At 48.8% G+C, this 24683-nt stretch carries 21 protein-coding genes; 17 read left to right on the forward strand and 4 right to left on the reverse strand.

Features of this window, described 5'->3' with window-relative positions; genetic code table 11:
- Positions 1-49 precede the first annotated feature (49 nt).
- The 5 genes from V3C10_01955 (at position 50) to V3C10_01975 (ending at position 5078) form a co-directional block, all read left to right on the forward strand.
- A complete protein-coding gene (locus tag V3C10_01955; GenBank protein ID WVP62605.1) occupies positions 50-592 on the forward strand; it encodes a hypothetical protein in 543 nt (180 codons plus the stop codon).
- Positions 593-700: 108 nt separating this feature from the next.
- Positions 701-955: a hypothetical protein gene (locus tag V3C10_01960; GenBank protein WVP62606.1), complete on the forward strand. Its 255-nt coding sequence runs from the start codon at positions 701-703 to the stop codon at positions 953-955.
- Positions 956-1097: 142 nt separating this feature from the next.
- Positions 1098-2762, forward strand: coding sequence for a glycosyl hydrolase family 18 protein (locus V3C10_01965; protein WVP62607.1), 1665 nt, complete (start codon positions 1098-1100; stop codon positions 2760-2762).
- Positions 2763-3097: 335 nt separating this feature from the next.
- Entirely contained in the window at positions 3098-4498 is a 1401-nt protein-coding gene (locus V3C10_01970) for a HAMP domain-containing sensor histidine kinase (protein ID WVP62608.1), read from the forward strand.
- The gene (locus V3C10_01975; protein WVP62609.1) at positions 4467-5078 is read left to right on the forward strand and encodes a response regulator; all 612 of its coding nucleotides are present in this window, start codon (positions 4467-4469) and stop codon (positions 5076-5078) included. The genes V3C10_01970 and V3C10_01975 overlap by 32 nt, the downstream gene beginning before the upstream one ends.
- 23 nt (positions 5079-5101) lie before the next feature.
- On the opposite strand, the gene pgsW is transcribed toward V3C10_01975, so the two are convergent.
- The 3 genes from pgsW to pgsB are packed head-to-tail and all read right to left on the reverse strand — an operon-like array spanning position 5102 to position 7723.
- Complete coding sequence (gene pgsW / locus V3C10_01980) at positions 5102-6169, reverse strand: poly-gamma-glutamate system protein (protein WVP62610.1); 1068 nt, start codon at positions 6167-6169, stop codon at positions 5102-5104.
- A 35-nt stretch (positions 6170-6204) separates the two neighbouring features.
- Positions 6205-6612, reverse strand: coding sequence for a poly-gamma-glutamate biosynthesis protein PgsC (gene pgsC, locus V3C10_01985; GenBank protein WVP62611.1), 408 nt, complete (start codon positions 6610-6612; stop codon positions 6205-6207).
- Positions 6605-7723 carry a poly-gamma-glutamate synthase PgsB gene (gene pgsB, locus V3C10_01990; protein ID WVP62612.1) on the reverse strand — a complete coding sequence of 373 codons (1119 nt, stop codon included), beginning with the start codon at positions 7721-7723 and terminating at the stop codon, positions 6605-6607. The genes pgsC and pgsB overlap by 8 nt, the downstream gene beginning before the upstream one ends.
- Before the next feature lie 283 nt (positions 7724-8006).
- Between pgsB and ggt (V3C10_01995) the strand changes: the two genes are divergently transcribed.
- The 12 genes from ggt (V3C10_01995) (at position 8007) to V3C10_02050 (ending at position 22889) form a co-directional block, all read left to right on the forward strand.
- The gene (gene ggt / locus V3C10_01995) at positions 8007-9848 is read left to right on the forward strand and encodes a gamma-glutamyltransferase (GenBank protein ID WVP62613.1); all 1842 of its coding nucleotides are present in this window, start codon (positions 8007-8009) and stop codon (positions 9846-9848) included.
- 55 nt (positions 9849-9903) lie between these two features.
- The gene (locus tag V3C10_02000; GenBank protein WVP62614.1) at positions 9904-10554 is read left to right on the forward strand and encodes a DUF6305 family protein; all 651 of its coding nucleotides are present in this window, start codon (positions 9904-9906) and stop codon (positions 10552-10554) included.
- A 72-nt stretch (positions 10555-10626) separates the two neighbouring features.
- Positions 10627-11895: a TRAP transporter large permease subunit gene (locus tag V3C10_02005; GenBank protein ID WVP62615.1), complete on the forward strand. Its 1269-nt coding sequence runs from the start codon at positions 10627-10629 to the stop codon at positions 11893-11895.
- Positions 11896-11910: 15 nt separating this feature from the next.
- Complete coding sequence (locus tag V3C10_02010) at positions 11911-12057, forward strand: hypothetical protein (protein WVP62616.1); 147 nt, start codon at positions 11911-11913, stop codon at positions 12055-12057.
- A gap of 12 nt (positions 12058-12069) precedes the next feature.
- Positions 12070-13212, forward strand: a complete 1143-nt coding sequence (locus tag V3C10_02015) for a succinylglutamate desuccinylase (GenBank protein WVP62617.1) — start codon at positions 12070-12072, stop codon at positions 13210-13212.
- A gap of 301 nt (positions 13213-13513) precedes the next feature.
- Complete coding sequence (gene ggt / locus V3C10_02020; protein WVP62618.1) at positions 13514-15358, forward strand: gamma-glutamyltransferase; 1845 nt, start codon at positions 13514-13516, stop codon at positions 15356-15358.
- A gap of 367 nt (positions 15359-15725) precedes the next feature.
- Positions 15726-16889: an NAD-binding protein gene (locus V3C10_02025; GenBank protein WVP62619.1), complete on the forward strand. Its 1164-nt coding sequence runs from the start codon at positions 15726-15728 to the stop codon at positions 16887-16889.
- Positions 16890-16912: 23 nt separating this feature from the next.
- A complete protein-coding gene (locus V3C10_02030; protein ID WVP62620.1) occupies positions 16913-18022 on the forward strand; it encodes a tyramine oxidase subunit B in 1110 nt (369 codons plus the stop codon).
- A 70-nt stretch (positions 18023-18092) separates the two neighbouring features.
- Positions 18093-19460 (forward strand): sodium/glutamate symporter, encoded by a 1368-nt coding sequence (locus V3C10_02035; GenBank protein ID WVP62621.1) that lies wholly within the window; start codon positions 18093-18095, stop codon positions 19458-19460.
- A 171-nt stretch (positions 19461-19631) separates the two neighbouring features.
- Positions 19632-21038 (forward strand): sigma 54-interacting transcriptional regulator, encoded by a 1407-nt coding sequence (locus tag V3C10_02040; GenBank protein WVP62622.1) that lies wholly within the window; start codon positions 19632-19634, stop codon positions 21036-21038.
- A gap of 82 nt (positions 21039-21120) precedes the next feature.
- Positions 21121-21993 carry a YitT family protein gene (locus V3C10_02045; protein WVP62623.1) on the forward strand — a complete coding sequence of 291 codons (873 nt, stop codon included), beginning with the start codon at positions 21121-21123 and terminating at the stop codon, positions 21991-21993.
- 299 nt (positions 21994-22292) lie between these two features.
- Positions 22293-22889 carry a hypothetical protein gene (locus V3C10_02050; protein ID WVP62624.1) on the forward strand — a complete coding sequence of 199 codons (597 nt, stop codon included), beginning with the start codon at positions 22293-22295 and terminating at the stop codon, positions 22887-22889.
- 895 nt (positions 22890-23784) lie between these two features.
- Here V3C10_02050 and V3C10_02055 read toward each other — a convergent pair.
- Complete coding sequence (locus V3C10_02055; protein ID WVP64559.1) at positions 23785-24423, reverse strand: N-acetylmuramoyl-L-alanine amidase; 639 nt, start codon at positions 24421-24423, stop codon at positions 23785-23787.
- Positions 24424-24683: the final 260 nt, after the last annotated feature.

A 24683-nucleotide genomic window follows, 5' to 3' on the forward strand; every position in this document is an offset into this window, starting at 1 on the left:
CCGCAGGACGGAGCTTATTGGGGTTGCCGGAAGCGGCCGCTGCGTCGGGGTGACCCATTTTTCCATTCTTCTCGCTAATTATCTGACAGGAGTTTCGGCCGGGAAAGCAGCGGTTTTAGAGTGGAACGACAGCGGCGATCTGGGGAGAATACAGAAAATTTATTCGACAAGAACTGTCACAAATAGACAGAATCAGACGTTTATTACCTATGGAGTCTCTTATTATAATAAAGCCGGCAGAAAAGAACTGCTGGAATGTCAACGGCAGGGGTTCAACACGGTGATTCTGGATTTTGGAGTATACGGTGACGGAATCGAAGAAGATTTTTCGAGATGTGACCGAAAGTTTCTGCTCGGTGCTTTCAGCGAATGGAAGCTGGAGGCATTTACGGAGCAGATTTCCCGGACAAGACGTGACTGTGGCTGGGAATATTTTTCGGCTTTTGGAAATGAAGAGACTGCAGATATGATCATGCGGTGTCTGAAAGTCCGCGTCAACCGTATTCCCTGGCAGCCGGATGCGTTTACCATTACCGGAGAAGTTATGGCTTTTTTGGGGAGATTCCTGAAATACCAGTGGGATGGGAACTGATATATCACAATATACTTTCCTGAGGTCTCTGACAGGATGAAGTGTAAGGCCCGCAAAGCGCGCCTTACACCGCCCAGGATCCCGTCCCCGGAGATTCGAGGGGTAGCGATGAACGAAAGAGAAAAAAGGCAGCTTGAGAAAGAAAGGCGGGAAAAAGAACAGCAGCGCATATTTGTGGAAGGTTTGAAGAAGTACAGGGAGAGGGGAATCCCGATCCTGATAGACGGCAAAGAGTGTCCGCCCGAAGAGTACGATAAAATATTTGAACTGAAAGAAGATGGCTCTTTTTATATGGGAGACTATATTGGAGCCGATACCGGACGGCTGATGGAAATTCGCTTTGACAGGGTTTATTATAAATAAAACAGGAGGAATACGGAAGAAACTGAATTGCCCGATCATAAAGAAATGTAAGAAAAAATTCAACAATCCCCGGAAAAGGTGTGATATACTAACTGTATTAATGATAGTAATATAAAGACATGATTGGATACCGGAGGAAGAGATGAAGAGAAGAAGATCGCCGCTTAAAGCCCTGTTTCTGGTGCTTTTGCTTCTGGTGGTATGTGCAGCCGGAGTTTATGGCTATAAACGATATATGCCTACCAATGAGAGGGCCGATTTAAGCCGGTTGTATAATGGGAAGGAAGGTGAAGTTTCTGTTTTCCTGAATTATGGGAAGCAGGAAATCAAAGGGATTTACGAGGACGGACAGACTTATCTGCCCATAGACTGGGTAAATGCCAATTTGAACGAGCGCTTTTACTGGGATGACAGGGAGAAGCTGCTGGTCTATGCCCTTCCGGAAGAGGTGGTCACAGCGAATGCGGAGACGGACGGTACGGGAGGAAAGAAGATCCTTCTGGAGAGGAACGGCAATGTCTACCTGGCGCTGGGACTTATCCTGAACTATACAGACATCCGGGTGAATGCCTATGACAGCGGAGATCAGAAACGCATTTATGTTGAGAATACCTGGTCGCCTGTTCCGATTGCCACCGTCAGACGGAATGGAAAGCTCCGGATCAAGGGCGGAGTAAAGAGCCCGATTATCACGGAGGTAGTAAAGGACGAGAGTGTCGTGGTTCTGGAAACCATGGATAAGTGGGCTAAAGTCATGACGCAGGACGGCCATATCGGATATATGGAGAACAGAAAGCTCGAGAATCTTCATGAAGAGACTCCGGTCAGCACATTTGTGGCGCCGGAATACACGAATATATCACTGGACGAGAAAATCAGCATGGTCTGGCATCAGGTGACAATTGATGCCGCCAATAATGCAATGGAGGAGCTGATTGCTTCCACTAAGGGCGTGAACGTAATCGCCCCGACCTGGTTTACACTGAGCGATAATGAAGGGAATTATGAATCTCTGGCCAGCAAAAGCTATGTGGAAAAGGCTCATGCGATGGGACTTCAGGTCTGGGCCGTAGTGGACAATTTCAGCCGTGAGATAAGCAAAAACGTACAGTCCGAGGAGCTGCTGTCTAAAACTTCCGTCAGGAAGAAGCTGATCAGCAGTCTGATGGACGAAGCCGACACCTATGGTTTTGACGGAATCAACCTGGATTTTGAGAGTCTGAAAGAGGCGGCCGGAGTCCACTATATTCAGTTTATCAGGGAACTGTCCGTATCCTGCAGGAAGAAAGGGCTGGTATTGTCCGTGGACAATTATGTACCGGCTCCGTATAACCGTTTTTACAACCGCAGAGAGCAGGGAATTGTGGCCGATTATGTGATTATTATGGGCTACGATGAGCATTATGCGGGCGGAGACGCCGGTTCTGTCGCTTCCCTCGGCTATGTCGAGTCGGGAATCAAAAACACCCTGGATCTGGTGCCAAAGGAGAAGGTAATTAACGGAGTTCCTTTCTACACACGTCTCTGGACGGAGAAGGACGGGAAACTTTCATCAAAGGCCATGGGAATGGGTTCCGCTAAGAAGTGGGCCGAGGACAATGAAATGAAGTTCACCTGGGACGATACGGTGGGACAGAATTACGGCGAGGTAAAGACAGAGGACGGAATGAATTACCTCTGGATGGAGGACGCCAAATCACTGGGACTTAAGATGGATCTGGTTAAAAAGTATGATCTGGCCGGTGTTTCAGGATGGAAACTGGGACTGGAAACACAGGATGTCTGGGACGTGATGAAGTGGGAATAGGTTGCGGTCCACATGCAGACTGTAACGGGAGCAGACCCTCTGGAATAAAAGCAGTAAGCGTCCGGAAATGCCCGGACAGTGTGGATATAAAAGAATAAAAACGATATTTTCAGAAGAACATGAGCCCTGCCGCACAGTAGTTTACGGCAGGGCTTTGTTACTGTTCTCCGGTAGTATTTTCGCACAGCGTGTTACTGGACCCGGAGTGAACAGTAACAGGGCTTTTTGTATAGGAATTGAAAAAAGACCGGCAATATTATATACTATCAGCAAGAGATGCTTCTGTTGGGGGAGAGGCGTCGGACCGATGTGTGTGAATAGAGGCGGGGATGGGTATGGAAAAGAAAGTGGGAATTCAGTATAATTCGAAGTTATTTATCCAGGGCTGCGTCCTGGCTCTTCTGGGGGTGGTGGGACCCGCGATTATCATGGAGGAGCAGCTTGGCATATACGAATCACTCCGTGCTGGAATGATGAACGACAGGGCCAGTTACCTGATAATCGCGGCTCTTAAACTCGTTATGATGAATGTAATCCGTGCGGTTCCCCACTATCTGGGGGCATTCCTGATTAATGAATCGGTGCATGTGTACTTGTACGGGAAAAAGCGTTTTGCATTTAATGTTGTCTTTACGCTGTCTTTGATCGTGCTGATTTACGATGTAATTTACAGGATATACGGTATCCGGTATGATCTTGGCATACCGGCTCTTATTCTGATTGGTTTTGTGCTTCTGCTGTCCTATATGAATCTGTTTTCCGTCAGTATGCTTAATAAGCTGCTGATTGTAGCCTCTCTGCTGATGAGCATCCAGTGGCTGGATGTAATACCGCATTTATCCGATTATGGGTTCGGCCGCGGCGAAATTTCCATGGATGTGAAGATCGCAGCCGGAATTATGGAGGAGAAGAATCTGCTCACCGTTTTCGCGTTAAGCATGTTCCTCTCTTTTCTGTATACATCGCTGATTCAGGTGCAGCTGCTCTATAAGGAACATAAGCTGAAAATCTCCAATGAGAAGACGAGACAGGTGGAAAAAGAGCTGTACCATACCCAGATAGAGGCTTTGAAGATGAGAAACTCAAGCGAGGTCCAGAGCCTTGTCCACGATTTAAAAACACCTCTCACCATTGTCCAGGGGCTGGTCAGTCTTGCTGAGATGATGGAGAAAGATGGACTGATACAGGAGTATTTCAAGAAGATTTCCTCCTCCCTGACTTCGATGAGCATGATGATTTCGGAAATTCTGTACGAAAACAGGCACTCACCGATGAAGGTGGAGGAACTGATGAAAATGGTTTTAGCCCAGGTATCCATTCAGGTGCCGAGGGAAATGCTGGAGTATGAGATAGGCTGTCCGGAAACCGTGATAACGGGGAATAAAATCCGCCTGTCCAGAGCGGTAATCAATCTGATTACCAATGCTTACAACGCGGTGAACAAGGAAACGGGAAAGATCCGTCTCACCGTGGAGGAACAGGAGGAGTTTGTCTGCATCACAGTGGCCGATAACGGGACAGGCATCGAGCCGTGGAAGATGGATCATATCTGGGAACTCGGATATTCGGAAAAACAGTCCACCGGACTGGGACTTCCCTTTGTCAGACAGGTAATCGAGAACCATAAGGGCGAAGTGCGGGTTGAAAGTGAAAAGGGACGCTACACGAAAGTGGTGATTTGTTTACGGAAGGGGGAGCAGCCAAATGGAGAGTATGAAAACAATTCTGGCAATTGACGATAACAGGGACATCCTCTATACTTTGGAACAGATTTTTAATTTTCAGGGATGGAGGCCTCTGCTGGCCGCCGGATATGAGGAGGCGGAGAAATACATAAAGAAAGAAAAGATAGATCTGATCCTGGTGGATTACCATATGCCGGGGGTAGATGGGATATCCGCAGTGAAGGAAATACGGAAAAAACTGCCCAAGGTTCCGATTATCGTTCTGACAATCGAGGAGGAAGAGCATATCGTGTCCAGGTTTATGAATGCCGGAGCAAATGACTATTCCCTGAAGCCGGTTAAGGCGGTGGATCTGATTTCCAGAATCAAGGTTCATCTCCAGTATCACGAGAAAAGCCAGTATTATGAGAGTTACGACAAGGGAATCAGCAAGATGACGCTTCAGAAGATTGAAAATCAGATGAAGGGGATCACGGAGTTTCTGGATATCGATATGCTGGAGGACATTACGCAGATTAAGAAGAAGACCCTGTACCGCTATTTGCAATATCTGGTAAAAGAAGGCAGGGTGGAACAGCAGTATTCCTATGGTGACATGGGCCGCCCGAGGACGTTGTACAGATGGATTTAATGGGTTATCCCCCGTAGCGGAAGCTACAGGGGGATTTTTCTGTGGGGATAATGTTTTGCCGCCCAGACAAGCAGAAGCAGGCCGACGGCCGCGAGAGCGGATGCCAGGGGCAGGTTATACCGCCATGTTTCATAAACGCCGCCTTCTCCTGCGGCCGGAACCGGTGAGGGGTCAAAGGGAAGACCGTAGGATGGCAGCAGGCCCTTCATATTCAGAAGGTGAATAACCGGGACTCCTCTATTCAGGAAAAGAGGAATCAGACCGTGACCTTTTACCTCAGTTCTGCCGGGGCTTATGATACCGTTTGCTGCGGTAACCATCTCGGTTCCGCCTCCAAAGGACATGAGATTGCCCCCGGCGTTGATAAAGCAGGCAGGTTCCCCCCCGTCCTCATAGATGGACAGCCGGGCGTTTATATTTTCCTCCAGATCTTCGTAATACAGGAACCGGTAACCATAGCCGGACAGACGGGCCGTAATGGAATCCTTTACGTCCTGCGGCATCTCCCTGCCGATGTCGTCCTGTCCTCCCAGGGAAAAACAGGAGGAATGGTTTGACAGGTACTGATGCTCCAGCAGAAAATGTTCCATGTCCAGATAGGTAAAATCGGGCAGGTTCGCCCCGTAGGTGGACGCGCCCACCGAATTCATGACGGAGCCTTTGAGCCCCATGGCGTCCAGCGCACAGAGAACGGCGATGTTTAAGCAGGGAAAGGATGAGGACAGGTTTACCGCAACGGTATCGCCCTGTTTCACGCCGCACTGCGTCAGCATATCCACCACCATGGCGGCGGTATTGGGATTTGTCGTCGAGCGCTTGGATTCCAGGCTGCCGAGAGTGGTCGTGATTTCCGTGTAAGATTCCCCGATCATACCGGTGGCGTTCGGGTCGTCGATGGGTGAAATCTTATATCCGCGGTTCTGCTTTTCTTCCTTCAGGGCAGACAGCGCACGTTCCATCCGGGTTGAAGCGTCCAGCATCATGGCCGCGTTCTCTTTTTTGGTCAGTGTTTTCGTCTGTTCCAGGAGGAGAAGGGAACAGAGAAGAAAGAAGAATACGATCAGGAAACGCCAGTATTGTTTCAGTTTCATTAAACTACCTCGCATGTTTGGGATGCCTGTAAAGGCTATCTAACGATTATGTAGATCAGGCGCGTCAGCAGCGTCACGATGCCAAGCCCTGTCAGCGTCTTTGGAACGCCCTGCTTCTCCATGTCACGGCCCAGGATACCGGGAATGAGGCTGCCAATTGAAAAGGCGGCTCCGGCGCCCAGGAAACCAAACAAAAACTTGAGCAGAACTCCGGTCATAACATAGACGGCATAGCGCCTCCGACCGTACAGAATCATATATTTGGACATGAAGTGGACGATGACCATGCACAGAAGGGAGAGGATTACCGTTCCGAGCAGCCGTTTCCAGTCATAGGCATACATGGCAAAATAGGCGGGAACAATGATTCCGCCGGGAGACAGGTCGGTCAGTTCCGTGAACAGCAGACTTAAAAAGATTCCCAAAAGAAGGATATCATTCATTGCGGCTACCTCGCTCTTCTAAAGATTGTTCTTCCAGTGATTTTATCATCTCGTATCCGGGCCCTTTAATATTGCCGATCCCGATGAGCAGGGATCCGGCCGGTAAATCAAGGCAGTCTTTGTAATTGGGAGTCACCCTGAGATCGGTCAGCCCGGCTTTGGAGAAAAGGCGCTTTGGAAGAAAGGCACCTTTTCCGGTCAGGAATACAGGAGAATTTTTATAGTGCGGAAAAAAATACCGGGCAAACAGGAGGGCGCGGTCGGGTCTGTCTTCTCTGTGGTTATAGAGAAAATAGATACCGGAATATCCATTTCCCGCGTCCTCCACATTATTTCTGGTGGATTGTGGATCATTGGCGGAAAAAAGGTTGAGAAAGTGGAAAACCTCCCCGTTCCTGTTTGCTATCGGGTAAATCCGCTTCGTCCCGAAGTCTTCTTTCACATTGGAAAGGCTCTTTGCAAATTCTTCTTCTGTCACTCCGAGAGAGGCGGAAACTTCCCTGGCAATCGAGATATTCTCCTCCGCCACGCAACCGGAAGGACAGAAGACAAGCCGGCAGTCACGTTCTTTACACTTTTCCTCAAACATGGCGGCGGCATTCCGATCGGCCGTATAGAGCGTCCCGTGTTCCGGAATCGTCGAGGACAGTGAAGCAGCTATCTCTTCCAGAGAATCCCCCATTTCAAAAATATGATCATAACGGACATTGGTAATCACCGTAATATTACTTCTCACGATCTGTTCCTGAGCAATCTTCTGAAGCTCCGGGTTAACGGCCATACATTCCAGGACAAGGACCTCCGCCCCTTCCCTGCGGGCCAGGCGGATAATACGGAGCTGTTCATGAATATTGGCAGGCCCCAGCCGCCTGACGGGAGTCTCCCGCCCATCCGCATGAATCATCATCGCATCAGTGCCGGTCGTCTTCGTAAAAACCTTATACCGGCTCCTCAACGCAGCGTCAATATACCGGCAGGTAGAAGTTTTCCCCCGAATTCCATTCACATGAATCACAGCCTTAAAAGAAGCCAGACAAGCGCGGTTAATCCTGTTTTCAATCACAAAATACAAAATCATCACCGTAAAAAATCCAACAAAAACCCCCATCATCACACCCCCTGCCACATTACATCCCCTATTCCTTCCATCATATCAGCAAAATCCCCAAAAATCAAAAAGAACCGCCCAAACCGGCAGAGAGAAATATGAGAAAAAAAGAAAGAGAGGTACGCCCCCACAAGCCCCCCCGCGTCCTCCCAATCAACTAAAAGTAAATCTTGAACAAATTTCTCCCCCGTTTGCGAGAAAAATGGGAAAAAATAGACAAAACAGTTTCGCATGGTTATCATAACCTTATCAACTTTTTAATGGGAACAGGAAAAGGAGGAAATTTATGAGAAAGTCTAAAAAACTTATTGCCCTCTCAATGGCAGCCCTGATGGCGGTCATGACAGGATGCTCCGGCGGCCAGACAGCTTCGACCCAGGCCGAAAGCGCAGCAGAGACAAAACCGGCGGAATCAGCGGCCGAGACGACAGGAACCGAAGAAGGTGAAGCAGCTTCTGCCGGAAACCGTGTGACTGATGGAGAGGGATGGTACCTCTGGGATGAAAACGGTAATCTGACCCTGGAAGGCAGAGGGGCGGAAGGAAAGACAGCCGTTGTTTCATCCGGTAAATATGAGGCATCCAAAGCAGGGCTTGAAGTTCTGAAAGCAGGCGGAAACGCGGTTGACGCAGCAGTAGCCGTATCTTTCGCACTGGGCGTTACGGAGCCTAACTCTTCCGGTATCGGCGGAGGCGGATTCATGACAATCCACAGCGCCGACGGAGAAGATGTTTTCGTAAATTTCCGTGAAAAAGCACCGGCGGCGGCAACACCGGATATGTGGCAGGTGGATGCCGAAGGAAATGTAATCGGCAACCAGAAGTCCATCGGCGGAAAGTCAGTCGGCATTCCTGGAAATGTAAAAGGAATGGAATATGCATTTGAGAAATACGGTTCCGGCAACGTGACATGGGCAGATGTGATTGCGCCGTCCATTAAACTGGCCGAGGAAGGTTACATCGTAACACCGACACTTTACAATGATATGTTCGGTTCCTACGACGCCATGGTAAATTATCCTGAGTTCGGTAATGTTTACCTGAACGAGGACGGATTAAACTATCAGGTTGGAGATACATTCAAAAACCCGAATCTGGCAAAGACACTGAAAGCCATCTCCGAAGGCGGCGCAGAGGCATTCTACACAGGCGCAATCGCACAGAAGATGGTTGACACGGTTAATAAGTACGGCGGTCTGTTCACAATGCAGGATCTGGCCGACTATGAGGTTAAGGTTATGGAACCTGTAACCGGTACATACCGCGGATATAAGATTATTTCCTCCCCGCTTCCGTCTTCAGGCGGCACACATGTAATCGAAGCCCTGAATATCATGGAAAACTTTGATATTGCATCCATGGGATTTGATTCCCCTGAGAAGCTTCATGTTATGACCGAGGCATTTAAAATGTGCTTCCACGACCGTGAAGAATTCATGGGTGACCCTGACTACGTAGATGTTCCTGTCAACGGAATTCTTTCTAAAAAACGTGCAAAAGAACTGGCTGCACAGATTGACCCGGCCGTTGCAAGCAAATATGAGCAGATCAGCCCATGGCAGTATGAGCATGAGGATACCACACACTTCTCAGTGGCAGACGCGCAGGGAAACATGGTTTCCGTAACACAGACTGTAAACGGCCTCTTCGGAGCAAAGATTATTCCGGACGGATACGGCTTTGTATTAAACAACGAGATGGATGATTTCTCCGCAAATCCTGAATCGCCAAATGCAATTGCAGGCGGAAAGGTGCCGTTAAGCTCCATGAGCCCGACCATTGTCCTGAAAGAAGACGGCTCACCGTTCATGGTACTGGGCTCCCCGGGTGCAACAAAGATTATCACAACGGTAGCGCAGATTATCAGTAACGTAGTTGACTTTGACATGACAATGCAGGAGGCAATCGACGCTCCACGTCTCTACAACAATGCCACAAGCGCAATTCAGTATGAGACGCGTCTGAATGCAGACTCCATCAAGAAGCTGGAGGAACTTGGCAATACGGTAGAGCCGAACGAAGAATTCAACCGTACCTTCGGTTCTGTAAACGCTGTTATGTACGGTGAGGACGGAACACTGTTAGGCGGCGCCGACCCAAGGCGTGACGGTAAAGCACTCGGTTATTAATAATTGGAAAACGGAAAATAAAGGTTAAAAACACAGAGAATAAGGAGATATGAAAATGAAGAAGAGATTAGCAATCGCAGCATTATGCCTTTCTATGGCGGCAGGTTCCCTTACGGCCTGCGGCGGCGGAAGCAGCACGGCGGCAACTCAGGCTCCGGCAGCACAGGAGACCCCTGCGGCAGGTGGTGAAGCGGCAGCATCCGGAGACGTAAAAGAGATCACGGAAGCCATCGCAGAAGGCCCAATCGTCCTCACAAGCGTAGGACAGAGCGCCGATGTAAATGTAGTCCAGACTCTGATGAAAAAGTGTGAGATCGAGACCGACTTAAACTCAACTGTTACAGCAGATGATTTAGGAAGCTACAAGACACTGGTGCTGGCTATCGGAGGAAGTTCCAAGGGACTCGGCGCGGCAGGCGTTGATGAGAACCAGGAGTTAGACCGTGTGAAAGGCGTTATTGCAAAAGCCAAAGAGCAGGGGATGACAATCATTTCCCTTCACATCGGTGGCAGCGCAAGACGCGGTACCTTATCGGACAAATTCATTCCGGACGCCCTGGCGGCATCAGATGCGGCTATCATTGTATCTGAAGGCGACAGCGACGGCCTGATGAAGGGAATCGTTACAGAAAATGGAATTCCAGCTGCTTTCATTGATAACCAGGTTGGAGCAGTAGAGCCTCTCAAGACAATTTTCGGTAAATAATGTAAAGTCTGTCAAACGGGGCCGCAGTAAAGCGGCCCCTTAATTTTACAAGGGGACAGAAAGGAGTAAAAAGTGACTCACGAATTTATAATTTTCGTTGCAATGATCGGCATCTTCATGGTTGGCTGCTTCCTGGCAAAACTTCCTGTAGGTGTGTCTATGATGCTTTCAGCTATCGGCGGCTGTCTGGTAGCCGGGGAGGGACTTCCGATCCGGCATCTCGTAGAAGGTACCTTCTCTTATATTGACACAATTCTTGTTATCGCAACTGCCATGGTATTTATGAAGGTGGTTGAAAAATCGGGCACTCTGGATGCACTGAGCGCTGTGATTATTAAAAAGTTCCACAAACATCCGGCGATTCTGCTGATCCTTATCATGGCGGTTATCATGTTCCCGGGTATGATTACCGGTTCTTCCACAGCGGCCGTTCTGTCCGCAGGAAGTATCATGGCTCCGGTTCTTCTGATTATGGGACTCGATACGGTAACAGCAGCGGCTCTCATCGCAATGGGCGGACTGCTGGGCATGATTGCACCTCCTGTTAACCTTCCGGCCATGATCATCGGCGGCGGAATTGACGTTCCCTTCGTAGGATTCGGCATTCCCCTTCTGCTCCTGACCATTCCGGTGGCTATCTTCTCAGCGTTATTCCTGGGACTGAAACAGGCAAAGAACATGGATTACGAAAAAATGGAGCCCCATCTGAACAAAGAGGTGGCTGAGAAATACGGATTCCGTGTTTATATCCCGCTGTTCGTGTTGGTTATTCTGATGATGCTCACAAAGATTTTCAAAGTGATTCCGGATATCGGCATGCCTCTGATGTTCTTAGTCAGCGCAGCGGTCGGCCTGTTCACGGGACGCAAGGTTAACCCGGTGGAAACCATTCAGGAGGCGCTTCACAGCTCCCTTCCCGTTATGGGTATCCTGATGGGTGTAGGTATGTTTATCCAGGTAATGACACTGACAGGTGTGCGCGGATTTATCGTTATGACCTGCCTTGGACTTCCTGAGAATCTGCGTCTGCTGGCAGCCGGCGTATCCATCCCGTTATTCGGCGCCGTTTCATCCTTTGGCGCTTCCTCCGTACTCGGCGTGCCGTTTGCTCTGGCATTCCTGAATATGGATACCGTATTTACAATTGCAGCTCTGTCCTTCATCGCAGCCCTGGGCGACATGATGCCGCCGACCGCTCTGGCAGGTCTTTTTGCGGCCAAGATTACGGGCGTGGAAAACTACGTGAAGGTTCTGAAGAGATGTATGGTTCCGATGGCAGTAATGCTTGTCTACGGAATGGCATTCATCTACTTCTCAAAATCGCTTGCAGCGTTGTTCTAAAAGGGGGATACAGATATGATTACATTGATTTACAGAGCCATAGCGCTTTTATTCCTTGTATTTACAGCTATTGATATGTACAAAGAAGATGCTCCGTCAATGAAGGTGAACGCTTGTATGGTAATGGTACCTCTTTTACTGCGCGTCCTGATGATTAAATAAGGAGGACTGAAAATGGAATTTTTTAAGACACATAAAAATCTCGTTACGGCAGTCTGCGCTGTGGCAAGTATTGCCGTTGCAGTGGTTGCGGGAAAAGATTTTTACGATTTCAGACATTACCAGGAAGTGATTATCCCGGGTGAGGGAGTGACATCCACTTTCCAGTTAAGTGATTATAATGCAAATTTAAAAGGCACCTTCGGCGACACGACGGTTTACGTGATGCAGGGTGAAAAAGAGGGCGGTTCTTTCCTTGTACTCGGCGGAACCCACCCGAATGAGCCGTCCGGCCATATGGCGGCCGTTACAATTGTTGAGAGCGGTAAAGTGGAAGCCGGAACCGTTTATGTAATTCCGAGAACCGACAACAGCGCATTTACCCACAATGACCCGCAGGAGGGCTCGCCGCATTTCTTCCACATTGAGACGGAGAGCGGAAGACGCCAGTTTGTATACGGCTCCCGTGCCTCCAACCCGATTGACCAGTGGCCTGATCCGGATGTATACACTCATTCATCGGGGCAGACTCTGTCCGGAAGTGAGATGCGTAACATCAACCGCGCCTATCCTGGTGTAGAGGATGGCACCCTGACGGAGCAGATTGCGTATGCAATTACTAACATGATTAATACCCTTAATATTGATATGGAGATGGACCTTCATGAAGCATCCCCTGAGTATCCTACAATCAATGCAACCGTAGCCCATGAGAGAGCGATGGATATGGCGTCCATGGGTATCCTGGAACTGCAGATGGCGGGGATTAATATGTCCCTTGAGCCATCACCTGTTTCGCTCCATGGTTTAACTCACCGTGAGCTGGGCGATCATACGGGCACCCTTGCTCTGTTGATGGAGACAGGAAACCCGGCACAGGGCCGTTTACACGGTAAGATTGATGAAAACCTGATCTTGACAGGTAAGGATAACTGCTACATGAAGGCCTCCAAACTCGGCTACCTTTACATCCCCTACGACGAGAACGGCGTTCCTCTGGAACTGCGTGTCGGTAGACATCTGCAGGGCTGTACGGAATATATGAAAGCCTTTACCGAGGTGTACGGAAGTGAAAAGGGCGAGATTATTATGACAGGACTGCCGACTTATGAGGAGCTGACAACAGGCGGACATAAGCTGGGCGAGTATCTGAATTAATGGCGGCAGGATTTCGAGTGGTGATAAGGCAATGAAATAGAATTTAAGATTGAGAGCGTTCTTCGGATAATCTATCCGACAGGACGCTCTTTTTTTGAGTAATAAATAATAAAAAGGAAAAACAATTTAAAATTTTAAAGAAAATAATATCTTAAAAATTAAATTTTATTGATAACATACATAAAACTACAATAAAATCTGAGAGAAAAATGAGAAAAAGTAGACACTGCAGGACCGGCGGGATATTATGGGGTTATATATCACCCGTTGTTTTTATGGTACAGGAGAAGGAGGAAAAAGTATGAGAAGAAGGCTGACAGCATTATCTCTGGCTGCAGTAATGGCGGCGGTATCGCTGGCCGGCTGTTCGGCGCCAAAACCGCAGGAGACGGCGGTGCCGTCCAGTGAAGCCCAAGCCAGTGAGGTCAAAACCAGTGAAGCTGCTGAGACGGAAAGTCAGGCAGAAGTACAGGGCGGAGTGGAAACGGGCCGGGTTACGGATGGAAACGGCTGGTACCTTTGGGACGAAGAAGGCCAGGTGAATATGGAGGGCAGAGACGCGACGGGCGAAAATGCCATGATTGCCTCGGCAAAGGTGGAAGCGTCCCAGGCCGGTGTGGATATCCTGAAAGCCGGCGGCAATGCTGTGGACGCGGCGGTTGCAGTCGGTTTTGCCCTGGGTGTAGTGGAATGCAATTACTCGGGCCTGGGAGCCGGAGGATTTATGACTATTCACAGCGAGGACGGCGAGGTTGTTTTCCTGGATTTTCGTGAGAGAGCGCCTCAGGCCGCAACGCCGGAGATGTGGCCAAAAGACAGTGAGGGCAATGTCATCGGCAACCAGAAGGCTATCGGCGGAAAGTCAGTCGGGGTACCGGGAGAGGTAGCAGGTCTCAGCTACGCATTTGAAAAATACGGATCCGGGAATGTCACCTGGGAAGAGGTCATGCAGCCCGCAATTAAGTTGGCCGAGGAAGGTTTTTATGTAGCGCCCAACCTGGCGGAAGTGTGGAAGGATTACTATGGGTGGATGTTAGATTATCCTGAGTTCGGTGATATCTATTTAAAAGAAGATGGAATGACCTATGAGGTGGGTGAACTGTTCAAAACACCGGCCCTGGCTAAAACATTGAAAAAGATTGCGGCGGAAGGCAAAGATGCATTTTATAAAGGACCTATGGCTCAGGCTATGGTGGACAGAATAAATAAATACGGCGGAGTCTTTACGGTAGAGGATTTTGAGAATTACACCGTTAAAGAAATGGAACCGGTCAGAGGCACATACCGTGGATATCAGATTATTTCATCTCCACTGCCATCTTCCGGAGGCACTCATGTCGTAGAAGCTTTAAATGTCCTGGAAAACTTTGATATTGCCTCAATGGAACATAATTCTGCCGAGAATCTTCATTATCTTGCGGAGGCATTTAAGATCGCTTTCAACGACAGGGCATTATATATGGGAGATCCCGAGTATGTGGATGTACCAATCGGCGGCCTGACAAACAAAGAGTATGCGAAAAAGCAGGCGGAGCAGATTCGGCCGGACAAGGCCACTGTTTATGAAGAAGTAAACCCATGGACCTATGAGCACAAGGATACAACCCATTTTTCAGTAGCGGACAAGGCCGGGAATATGGTCGCGGTTACACAGACACACAATTACCCGTCCGGAGTGGCAATGAATGAATACGGATTTATTTTTAACAATGAGATGGACGATTTCTCGGCAGATCCGGATTCACCAAATGCTATAGCACCGGGAAAAACTCCGTTATCCTCCATGAGTCCTACGGTAGTATTGAAGGAAGACGGGACGCCGTTCATGGTTCTCGGGACGCCGGGAGCGACCAGAATTATCACAACAGTGACACAGATTATCAGCAATGTAATTGACCATGGCATGACAATTCAGGAGGCTATCAATGCCCCAAGAATATTTAACACAGCGACCGGTGCCGTTGCTTATGAAGGCAGGATTGATGATACTGTAATTAAAGAACTCATAGAAATGGGATACGAGGTGGACAAGAAAGAGGATATAGATAAGTATTTTGGAAACGCCAATGCAGTATATTATGGCGAGGACGGAAAACTGTACGGGGGATCGGACTTCCGGCGTGACAGCAAGTCGTTTGGCTATTAGGAGGAAACAGAGTGTGAACGGGTGAGAATGAACTATTTATAAATAAAAAAGAGGCGCTGGAAACAAAATCCGGCGTCTCTTTTTAAAATACAAGCGCTCATTTTCGGGCACATATTGCCCATAAACGGGCGATTTATTTGCTCAAAAATGAGCACCCGTAAGTATCCAAATTTCTGGCGAAGGGAAAAACCCCCATTTTACAACGTTTACACCACTTTTTCATCACCCTTGAAAAGTTGGCACGCAAGTTGCTTATTATATAAATGTAAAGAAAAGAACTGCGGACACCCGCAGAAAAAACGGTGATAATGGAATTCTGCTTTTCATTTCACTGGAAAATAAAATTATATAAAATGGAGGAAGGAACATGAAGTTTGGAGTACTGAAGGATATCAAAGTTGGGGAGTACCGTGTGATTGCCACACCTGCAGAGGTAAGTATGATTGCAATGGATGGACATGAGGTTTATGTGCAGAAGGGCGCAGGCGAAGGTTCCGGTTTCAGTGATGAAGCTTATGCTGCCGAGGGAGCAAAGCTGGTTGATACAAAGGAAGAGATTTATAAGGAATGTGATTTCGTTGCCAAGGTAAAAGAATTTGAACCGTGTGAATACGGCCTGCTCCGCGAGAACCAGATCGTGTTTACCTGTATCCATCCGGCAGCCCACCGCGAAGAGGTTCAGGCAATCCTGGACAGCAAATGTATCGCTTTCACCGCAGAGGATTCCCACCGCTACGGCTCACCGAACTGTGAGGCGGCAGGCAAGCAGGGAGCTTTGATGGGACTGGAATCACTTCTGGCCATCAACGGCGGTAAGGGTAAATTCGTTAACGGCCTGGGTGGAGCGCCCGGCATCAAGGCGCTGGTTCTTGGCGGCGGCATTGTTGGTAAATCCGTTGCTTCCGTTCTTCATTCCCTGGGAGCCTGGGTAACCGTAATGGATATCAATATCGGAACACTCCGTGATATCGGAAAACAGTTTAATGAGGAAGTAAACACTCAGATTTCCAACCGTTATAATATTAAGAAACTTCTTCCTGAAGTTGATGTTGTTTATAACTGTGTTAAATGGCCGAAAACGGCAAAAGAGTTCCTGATCGACCGCGAGATGGTGCGTTCCATGGAGAGAGGTTCCGTTATTGTTGACATCAGCAATGACGTGGGAGCCATTGAGACATTCCATGAGACAACCCATGCCGATCCGCGTTATATTGAAGAGGGAGTTGTACATTACTGCGTAAGCAACATCCCGGGAGCCATTTCACAGTCCACCTCCATTGCATACGCTGCTTCCGTGCTTCCACACTTCAGGAGCATTATGAACAACGGAGTAGCCGAGGCTTGTGCAAGGGACGGCTTCCTGAGAAGAAGCCTTACCGCATACAAGGGCTACCTGACACATGAGGAAACCAGCGCCATCCAGGGAAGACCGTGGATCCGTCCGGAAGACATTTTAAATATTGCAGATAAAAAACTGGATCCGGCTCCGGCGGCAACCAGTACGAAATCCGATAACTTTATTAAACTCTAAGGAACTTACAGGAGGATACGGGCATGAATCATAATCTGGACTTTTTATTTCTGACGGAGGCCGAAGCCGTGGAGGCGGGGGCCAATGATGTACATACCTGCATACAGGTAATGGATGAAGTATTTGATCTTCTGGGACAGGGAGATTATCTGATGGGTGCCCCAAATCATAACTCCCATGGAATTAAAATTTATTTCCCAAAGGAGACGCAGTTTCCGGGAATGCCGGTAAAGGGGCCGGATCGGAGATTTATGGCCCTGGTGGCTTATCTCGGCGGCCGTTTCCATGTCTGCGGCGAGAAATGGTACGGTTCCAATCTTGCCAACCGGGAAAAAGGACTTCCCCGCTCGATTCTGACCACGGTGCTTAATGACCCCGATACGGGAGCGCCCATTGCCATTATGTCCGCAAACGCCCTGAGCGCGGCGCGGACCGGGGCCATCCCGGCTGTGGGAGCTAAATACTTTGCGAAAAACCAGGCACAGGTGCTGAGCGCCATCGGTATCGGCGTGATAGGAAGAGCATGCCTGGATTCCCTGATGGACGTCCTGAAAACAATCCGGGAAATCCGCATCTGCGACATTGATATGGACGCCGCTTCCCGGTATGCAAAAGAGCTGGAAGAGAAGTACGGCGTGACGGTGAAGGTGGCCGGTTCTGTGGAGGAGGCGGTCAGAGGCAGCGATGTGATCAATGTGGCCACATCGGGCAGTGTGTCTCCCCGCATTGAAGACGAATGGGTTGGAGAGGGCGCTCTTCTGACCCTGCCGGCCAGCGCGGATATCAGTGAGTCACTGATGAAGAGTTCGCGTATTGTGGTTGACAACTGGGAGATGTACGAGGCATATGCGGAAGAACTGAAAAATGTCCCGGGCGGTTTTGCAAAGAATTTGAGCGGCATCTGCGGATTCATGATGGATCTGGTCTGGAGCGGTAAAATCCGGAAGGAGGATATCACAGGCCTGGGAGATGTGGCGGCAGGCAAGGCGGAAGGCAGGCTTAACGATAGGGAAAAAGTGATATTTATCATGGACGGGATGCCGATAGAGGACTTGGCGTGGGGCCATACCATTTACCGGAATGCACTGGAAAAGGGAATTGGAACAAAGCTGAATCTCTGGGGGGAACCCTGATACAGAAGACAGACGGCTCGGGAATGCGGGGTAATTCCTGAGCCGGTAAATACGAATACAGGAGGGTTATATGAGTGTAAATGATTTTTTACTTGATTTTGCGTTAGCGTCGCTGTTTATTATGATCGGGCAGCTGATCCGTGCAAAGGTGAAAGTAGTACAGAAATTCTTTGTTCCGGCCAGTATGATTGCCGGTTTTATCGCATTGGCGTTGGGAAGCCAAGGACTGAATATCCTGCCGTTTTCCGAAGGGATTGGTTCCTACGCAGGTGTGCTGATTATCGTAATTTTCGCAGCAGTTGGAATTAACGGATTTTCATTTTCTAAAAATGATTTCCGATCGGAAGTGGATCGAATCGGTTCCTACTTCTCCTATAAAGTGCTGGCCCAGGTTATCCAGTTCAGCCTTGCTCCGCTGTTTGCAATTCTCGTAATTTCCAAACTGTTTCCGGATATCAATTATGGCTTCGGCCTGCTTCTGGCAGCCGGTTTTTCAGGCGGGCACGGAACGGCGGCTGCAGTTGGTTCCACCTTCCAGAGACTGGGAGATCCGGATGCCATGGATATCGCCATGACCTGTGCCACGGTAGGAATTCTCTCCGGTATCTTCGGCGGCCTTTTCTTTATCAAAATGGGCACAAAGAAGGGCTGGACAAAATATATTAAGAGCTTCCAGTATATTTCCGGTGATTTGAAAACCGGTCTGATCCCAAATGAAAAACGTAAATCCATGGGTGATGAGACCGTTTCTTCCATGGTATTAGATCCTCTGGCCTGGCATCTTGCCATTCTTCTCGTGGCTTCCGGAGCGGGCATGCTTCTTAATAAATGGATCCTCAATGTGACAGGTCTTGACTTGCCGACCTATCTGGTCGCTTTCCTGATCGCCATCGCGATGTTCCTTGCATTTAAGAAGGTGGGAGTCAGCAAATACATAGATGAGAACGTGATCAGCCGAATCTCGGGAACTGCCACGGACTATCTTGTGTTTTTTGGTATTGCATCCATCAAGATTTCGGTCATTATTAAATATGCAGCTCCGCTGGCGCTTCTGCTGCTCTGCGGTATGGTCATCGTAGTGATTACCTTAATGTTCTTCGGCCCAGCTATGAACAGGGGAAGCTGGTTCGAGCGTTCCATCTTCGTATTCGGTTATTCCACAGGCGTATTTGCCATTGGATTTATTCTTCTTCGTATCGTGGATCCGGACAACCTGTCCAAGACCCTGAACGATACGGCTTTCGCCGCGCCGTTTACGACGCCGATTGAGATGTTCGCCTGGTCCGTAGGCCCGATGATGCTTCTAAATGGAAACCATTGGAAGTTCGTCGGTATCTATCTGGCGATACTGGCGGCCTGTATTATCGCCAACATTGTGTTCAAATGGTGGTGGCTGAAGCTTCCGTTAGACCGTCCTGCCGAAGGGGAAGAGAGTTAAAGGCCGGGCTGCCGGGCGCGGAGGGCTCGTGACAAAGCCTGATTTATGAAACGGAACAGAGGATCTGATATATTGTAATCCCATCCAAACTCTGATACTATTTTCTTAAGTGTTTTTTAACCGTTTTATGGAAACAGGGCGGAGAAAACAGAGCAGAGGGGGATGGAAACTATGGAATTGATGGAAAAACTGTTCCACGGAAAAGGATATATTGACGGTATTACAATTATAAACCTGGAAGGAGAGATTCTGTTCACTGCCAAGCTGAACAACAAGCTCTCCAGCCAGGAGGAAAATTATGAGTTGGTCGGAAAAAAGTTTTTGGATGTCTATGAGAATCTGGATCCAAAGACGAGTACGACCATCAAGGCCATGGAACTGGGACTGCCGGTCTATGTGGAAAACCAGCCGCTGAAGGCCGAAGGGCAGGAAGAGATCCGGATCACCTCTCTGTCCATTCCAATTAAAAGCGGAAAGAGAATCGTCGGCGCCATCGATCTGTCCATGCAGGAAAATGCAGTGGAGACAGATAATTCGGAGCGGATTGAGTTAAGCTCCGCCTTTTTTCCAATCAACGGCTCGGGAAAACTGCTCAGCCGCGATACGGCGACGTTTACAATCGGTGATATTATCGCAATGGATGAAAAGATGCAGAAGGCCAGGGAGTATATAAAAATTGTGGCAGCCTGTGATCTGCCTGTTATGATATACGGCGAGACGGGTACGGGCAAGGAGGTGTTTGCCCAGGCGATCCACAATACCAGCGCGAGAAAGGGAAAACCTTTTATCGCCCAGAACTGTGCGGCCCTTCCCGATACGCTGCTTGAAAGTATTCTTTTCGGTACGGCAAAGGGCGCTTTCACGGGCGCTACGGAAAATAAGGGACTGTTCGAACTGGCGGACGGAGGAACGTTGTTTCTCGACGAGATCAACTCCATGCCGATCCATCTTCAGTCCAAGCTGCTGCGCGTTCTGCAGGACGGGCATTTCAGAAGCCTGGGAGCGAGGGATATCAAGACGGTGGACGTAAAGATTATCGCAGCCATCAATACCGAACCGCTGAAAGCAATTGAGGAAGGCAATCTGCGACGCGATATTTACTACAGGCTCAGTATGATGTCCATCACAATTCCTCCGCTGCGGGAGCGGAAGAAGGACATTGCACACTTTGTCAATTTTTATGTAAACAAACACAATGGAACATTTAATAAAAAGGTACAGTATGTTTCAAAGGAGCTGATAGCCAGGCTGGAAGAATACGACTGGCCGGGCAATGTCCGGGAACTGGAACATATCATCGTTTACGGGATGAGTATGGTCGGTGAGGACAGCAATATGCTGAAGCTCGAGGATATAGAGGATAAATTCAACGAAATGACAAGTACTCCAAAGAAAAATAAGGAGGAGGGAAATACCCTTTGCTCCTCTTTGCGAGAGGCGGTCGATGAATACGAGAAGAGCATTATTGTCCGGACAATGAAAGTGACCGGGGGCAATATCTCGGAGGCTGCCAAAATTCTTGATATACCCAGGCAGACCCTGCAAAGAAAAATTCAACAATACGGAATTCTCCGGTAATTGCCTTCGGGACGCGTAAGCCCGGAAGGAAACCTTTAGCGAGGAAATTTTTCAGGGCCGGCGGGGAGAAAGGCATAATAACATGAGCGGAAAGATTAATAAAGGATCGGTAAGAGACGGACTGCTTCTGGTTATAGGAGCGTTTATATACAGTGCGGGCACCCAGAGTTTTATTGTGCCGGCTAACATTGCACCCGGAGGAGCGGTCGGTATCGCTTTGATGATTAACTATGTTACCGGACTGCCAGTGGGACGGATGACCCTGATGGTCAATTTACCGCTGCTCATCCTGGCATGGTTCTATTTAAGCCGCCGGTTTGCCATCCGGACGGCGGTGGCCTGCGGAATCTGTTCCGTTATCCTGGACTATGTGGTGGCGCCGATATGCCCGCTTTACATGGGGGACAGGATGATGAGCAGTCTCTACGGCGGAATCCTGGTCGGGATTGGAATGGCATTTATTTTTATGTCCGGTTCCACGACGGGCGGAAGCGATGTGGCCGGATATCTGATGCAGAAGAAATATCCCCATCTTCAAATCGGACGTGCGCTGCTGATCATAGACGGAGTGATTCTGTCGCTCTCCACGTTTGTATTCCACAATATAGATGCGGCGCTGTTTGGAATGCTCAGTCTGTATGCACAGACAAAGGTGATTGACACCATCATTTACGGAGGCGATGCGGGGAGCAATGCATCCATCATCACGAGCCGTGCCGATGAGATTGCAAAGCGCATTATACAGGAATTAGACCGGAGCGCCACAATATTGCCGGGAAAAGGGGCATACAGCGGCCAGGAGACCACGGTTGTCCTGTGTACGGTGAGAAAATCGGAGTTTTCCCGCCTCAAGAGAATTATCCAGGAAACGGATGAAAATGCTTTTGTTATGGTAACTGAGACGACGGAGGTATTCGGGCTGGGATTCAAGGACTTCTCGGATGCGGTACAGTAGAATATGATAAACAAACTATTAAAGAGTGTATTTGCTTCGGCAGATGCACTTTTTTTTCGCTTCATAGGAAATTACGTCCTATGAACCCAAAAATGCTCCGCGAGGATGCACGGGAGTAGTAATCAGGAAATTAAAAAGTACGTTATGGAAAATTAAGGATATTGTCATCGGGATGATTGGTTTGTGTGATAAAATTTAAAAACATAGGAGTTTAATTCCATATGCCATCCGGTACACTGTGCCGAAAATGGAAGTTAATTTATTTTGATTAATGGAGTAAGAGAAAGAGAGAGTTACTTATGAAAAAAACTGTAAAAATCATTCTGATTACCGTCATCGCGGTGTTCCTTCTGATTGGAGGAGTCATCCTGTTTTTTGTTTCCAACTGGACGGAGAGGACGGTAGTAAAAGACATTGCCCAATATGAAGCATATTTTGGGCCGGATGGAATCCACAGGACAGTGCACGCCGATATCAAAAAGAAAACAGGCGAGTCCTACCTGGTAATCAACGATATTTTCCCGGAAAAGCTGCCGGAATCCGCTAAAACGGAGGATTTCTATTATGAGTACTATAATTCCTGGGATCCGTGCTACCTTGGTTATCTGGTCTATACCTGTGACGATGAAGCTTACGAAGCGGAGACAGACCGCCTGAAGTCGAAAAAATACCCGGAACATGATTTGATTTACGGAGCTACCGGATTCAACTATCCCGTCCTGGCGGTCAGTGCGAGTGATTTCGGCTATATTTATGCATTGGCGGATGAAGAAGGGAAACGGCTGATTTATGTGGAACTGACATTCTGCAACGGTTTTACCGATATAGATTATGAGAAAATAATTCCCGAACGGTATCTGCCGGTTGGATTTGATGCGAAGAATGAGGGGGATTAGTTGAGATGCGAGGACGCCTCTGTAAGACGGCGGACGGGGGAGTGGGAGGGTGTGGATGAGTCTTCAGTCCTGGTTTGTAGGGTGTGGTGAGGGGGAATCCAGGAGAAAAGATTCCTACGGGGACTCGCTTCCGCTTGTGGAGCGCACAGCGGATGCTAAGCTCGTGAAAAACCTCGCCAAGCACCGGCGGGCTCCAATGTCCCCTTCGGAATCTTTTCTCCTTCCTTCCCCGGACAGGTTGTCGACGGGACTGAAGACTCAGCGAAGGTTGTTGCCCCGTCCGCCGGCTTCAGGGGCTGATTGTCTCTTTCGTCAAGTAAGGGGGGAGGTATTGTCGCGGCCACTATGTAGTCGTGAATCTTTTACCTTATGAAGGTATTTCGGGCTGAATTCAGAGAAAAATTAAAGCTAAATTCAAAGCTAAATGCTATGATTAATCTAAAAATTTAATGGCTATTCAAGGACAGGTCAGGCACTAAAACTAAGACTCATCAATTTAATACCAAACAGGTATTCTCCTGGAATTCGAGAAAATGTAGTGGCAGCGACAATACCTCCCCCCTTTGAAGGAATAAGAACAATTCAGCGGCCGCAGGCCGGGGTACGGGATGGCGACAACCATCGCGTCTTCAGTCCCGGGCCATAACCTTCCTGTGGGGAATCCGGGAGAAAAAGATTCCGGAGGGAACCTGGGAGTTCATCGGCACTTACCGAGGTTTTTCACGAGGTTAGTACCGTTATGTACTCCAAAGAGCGCAAGCGTTTCCCGCAGGAACTTTTTCTGCCCGGATTCCCCACCTGCGACACCCTGCAAGCCGGGACTGAAGACTCATAACCTCCCCCTCACCATCCCGCCCCCCGACCCTCCCGGCGGCGTTCTCATTCCTCAACACACTTACCTCTGATTCAGATACTCCATAATCCCCATATGTATGGTCCATGCGACCCGGTCCTGATAATCTTCGGAATTCAGCATCTTTGACTCGTTCCAGTTGCTCAGGAAACCGCATTCCACGATGACGATAGGACATTTCACGTGGAGGAGAAGATAGTAATTGTCGTTGGCCTTGGCAAGTCTTGTGTTCTTTTCTCCCAGAACGTAATCGAACCGTTTCTGTATTTTTTCAGCCAGTTTTTTCCCTTTATCCGAGCCTTTATAGTAGAATACCTGACCGCCCGAGATGGCCTCCTGATGGTAGCTGTTCTGGTGGATGCTGACTACGATGTCGGGATCGGTTTCCGCAATCGTTTGACAGCGCTGTTTCATATCCGCCATTTTTTTGCTGCTGTCGCTGGACTTATAAAGCCCCTTGTCATCCTCTCTGGTCAGAACAACATCCACGTCGGACTGTTCCAGATATTCCTTGACCTTGAGCGTAATTGCCAGGTTGATATCCTTTTCAAGGCTGCCGTCCACACCCACTTTCCCCGGGTCGTTCCCGCCATGTCCGGCATCCAGCACGACAACGGGCCGTTCCTTTCCGATATGTACGCTGGTCCCGGACACAGACAGGCCCGCATACCGCGTCATCATAAATATACCGGCCAGCAGCACAAATCCGGCTGCCGCCTCCACTGTAAGCCGCTTTGCTATCCGTTTTAACACATTTTCACCTGAAATCAATAACGGTTATAAAAAGTATATTCCGGGATTTGCCGTTCATGCAGGATTAACGGATGTTTAGTTAGGAGAAGGACATTGAAATCAGGCCGGTCAGTATGCTGTTACTGCTCTGCCCCCCGACTATTCCGACGGCTTCTTTTCTCAATTCCCCCTTAGAATCTCTTGCACCC

Source organism: [Clostridium] symbiosum, from assembly GCA_036419695.1.
Classification (GTDB): Bacteria; Bacillota; Clostridia; order Lachnospirales; family Lachnospiraceae; genus Otoolea; species Otoolea symbiosa_A.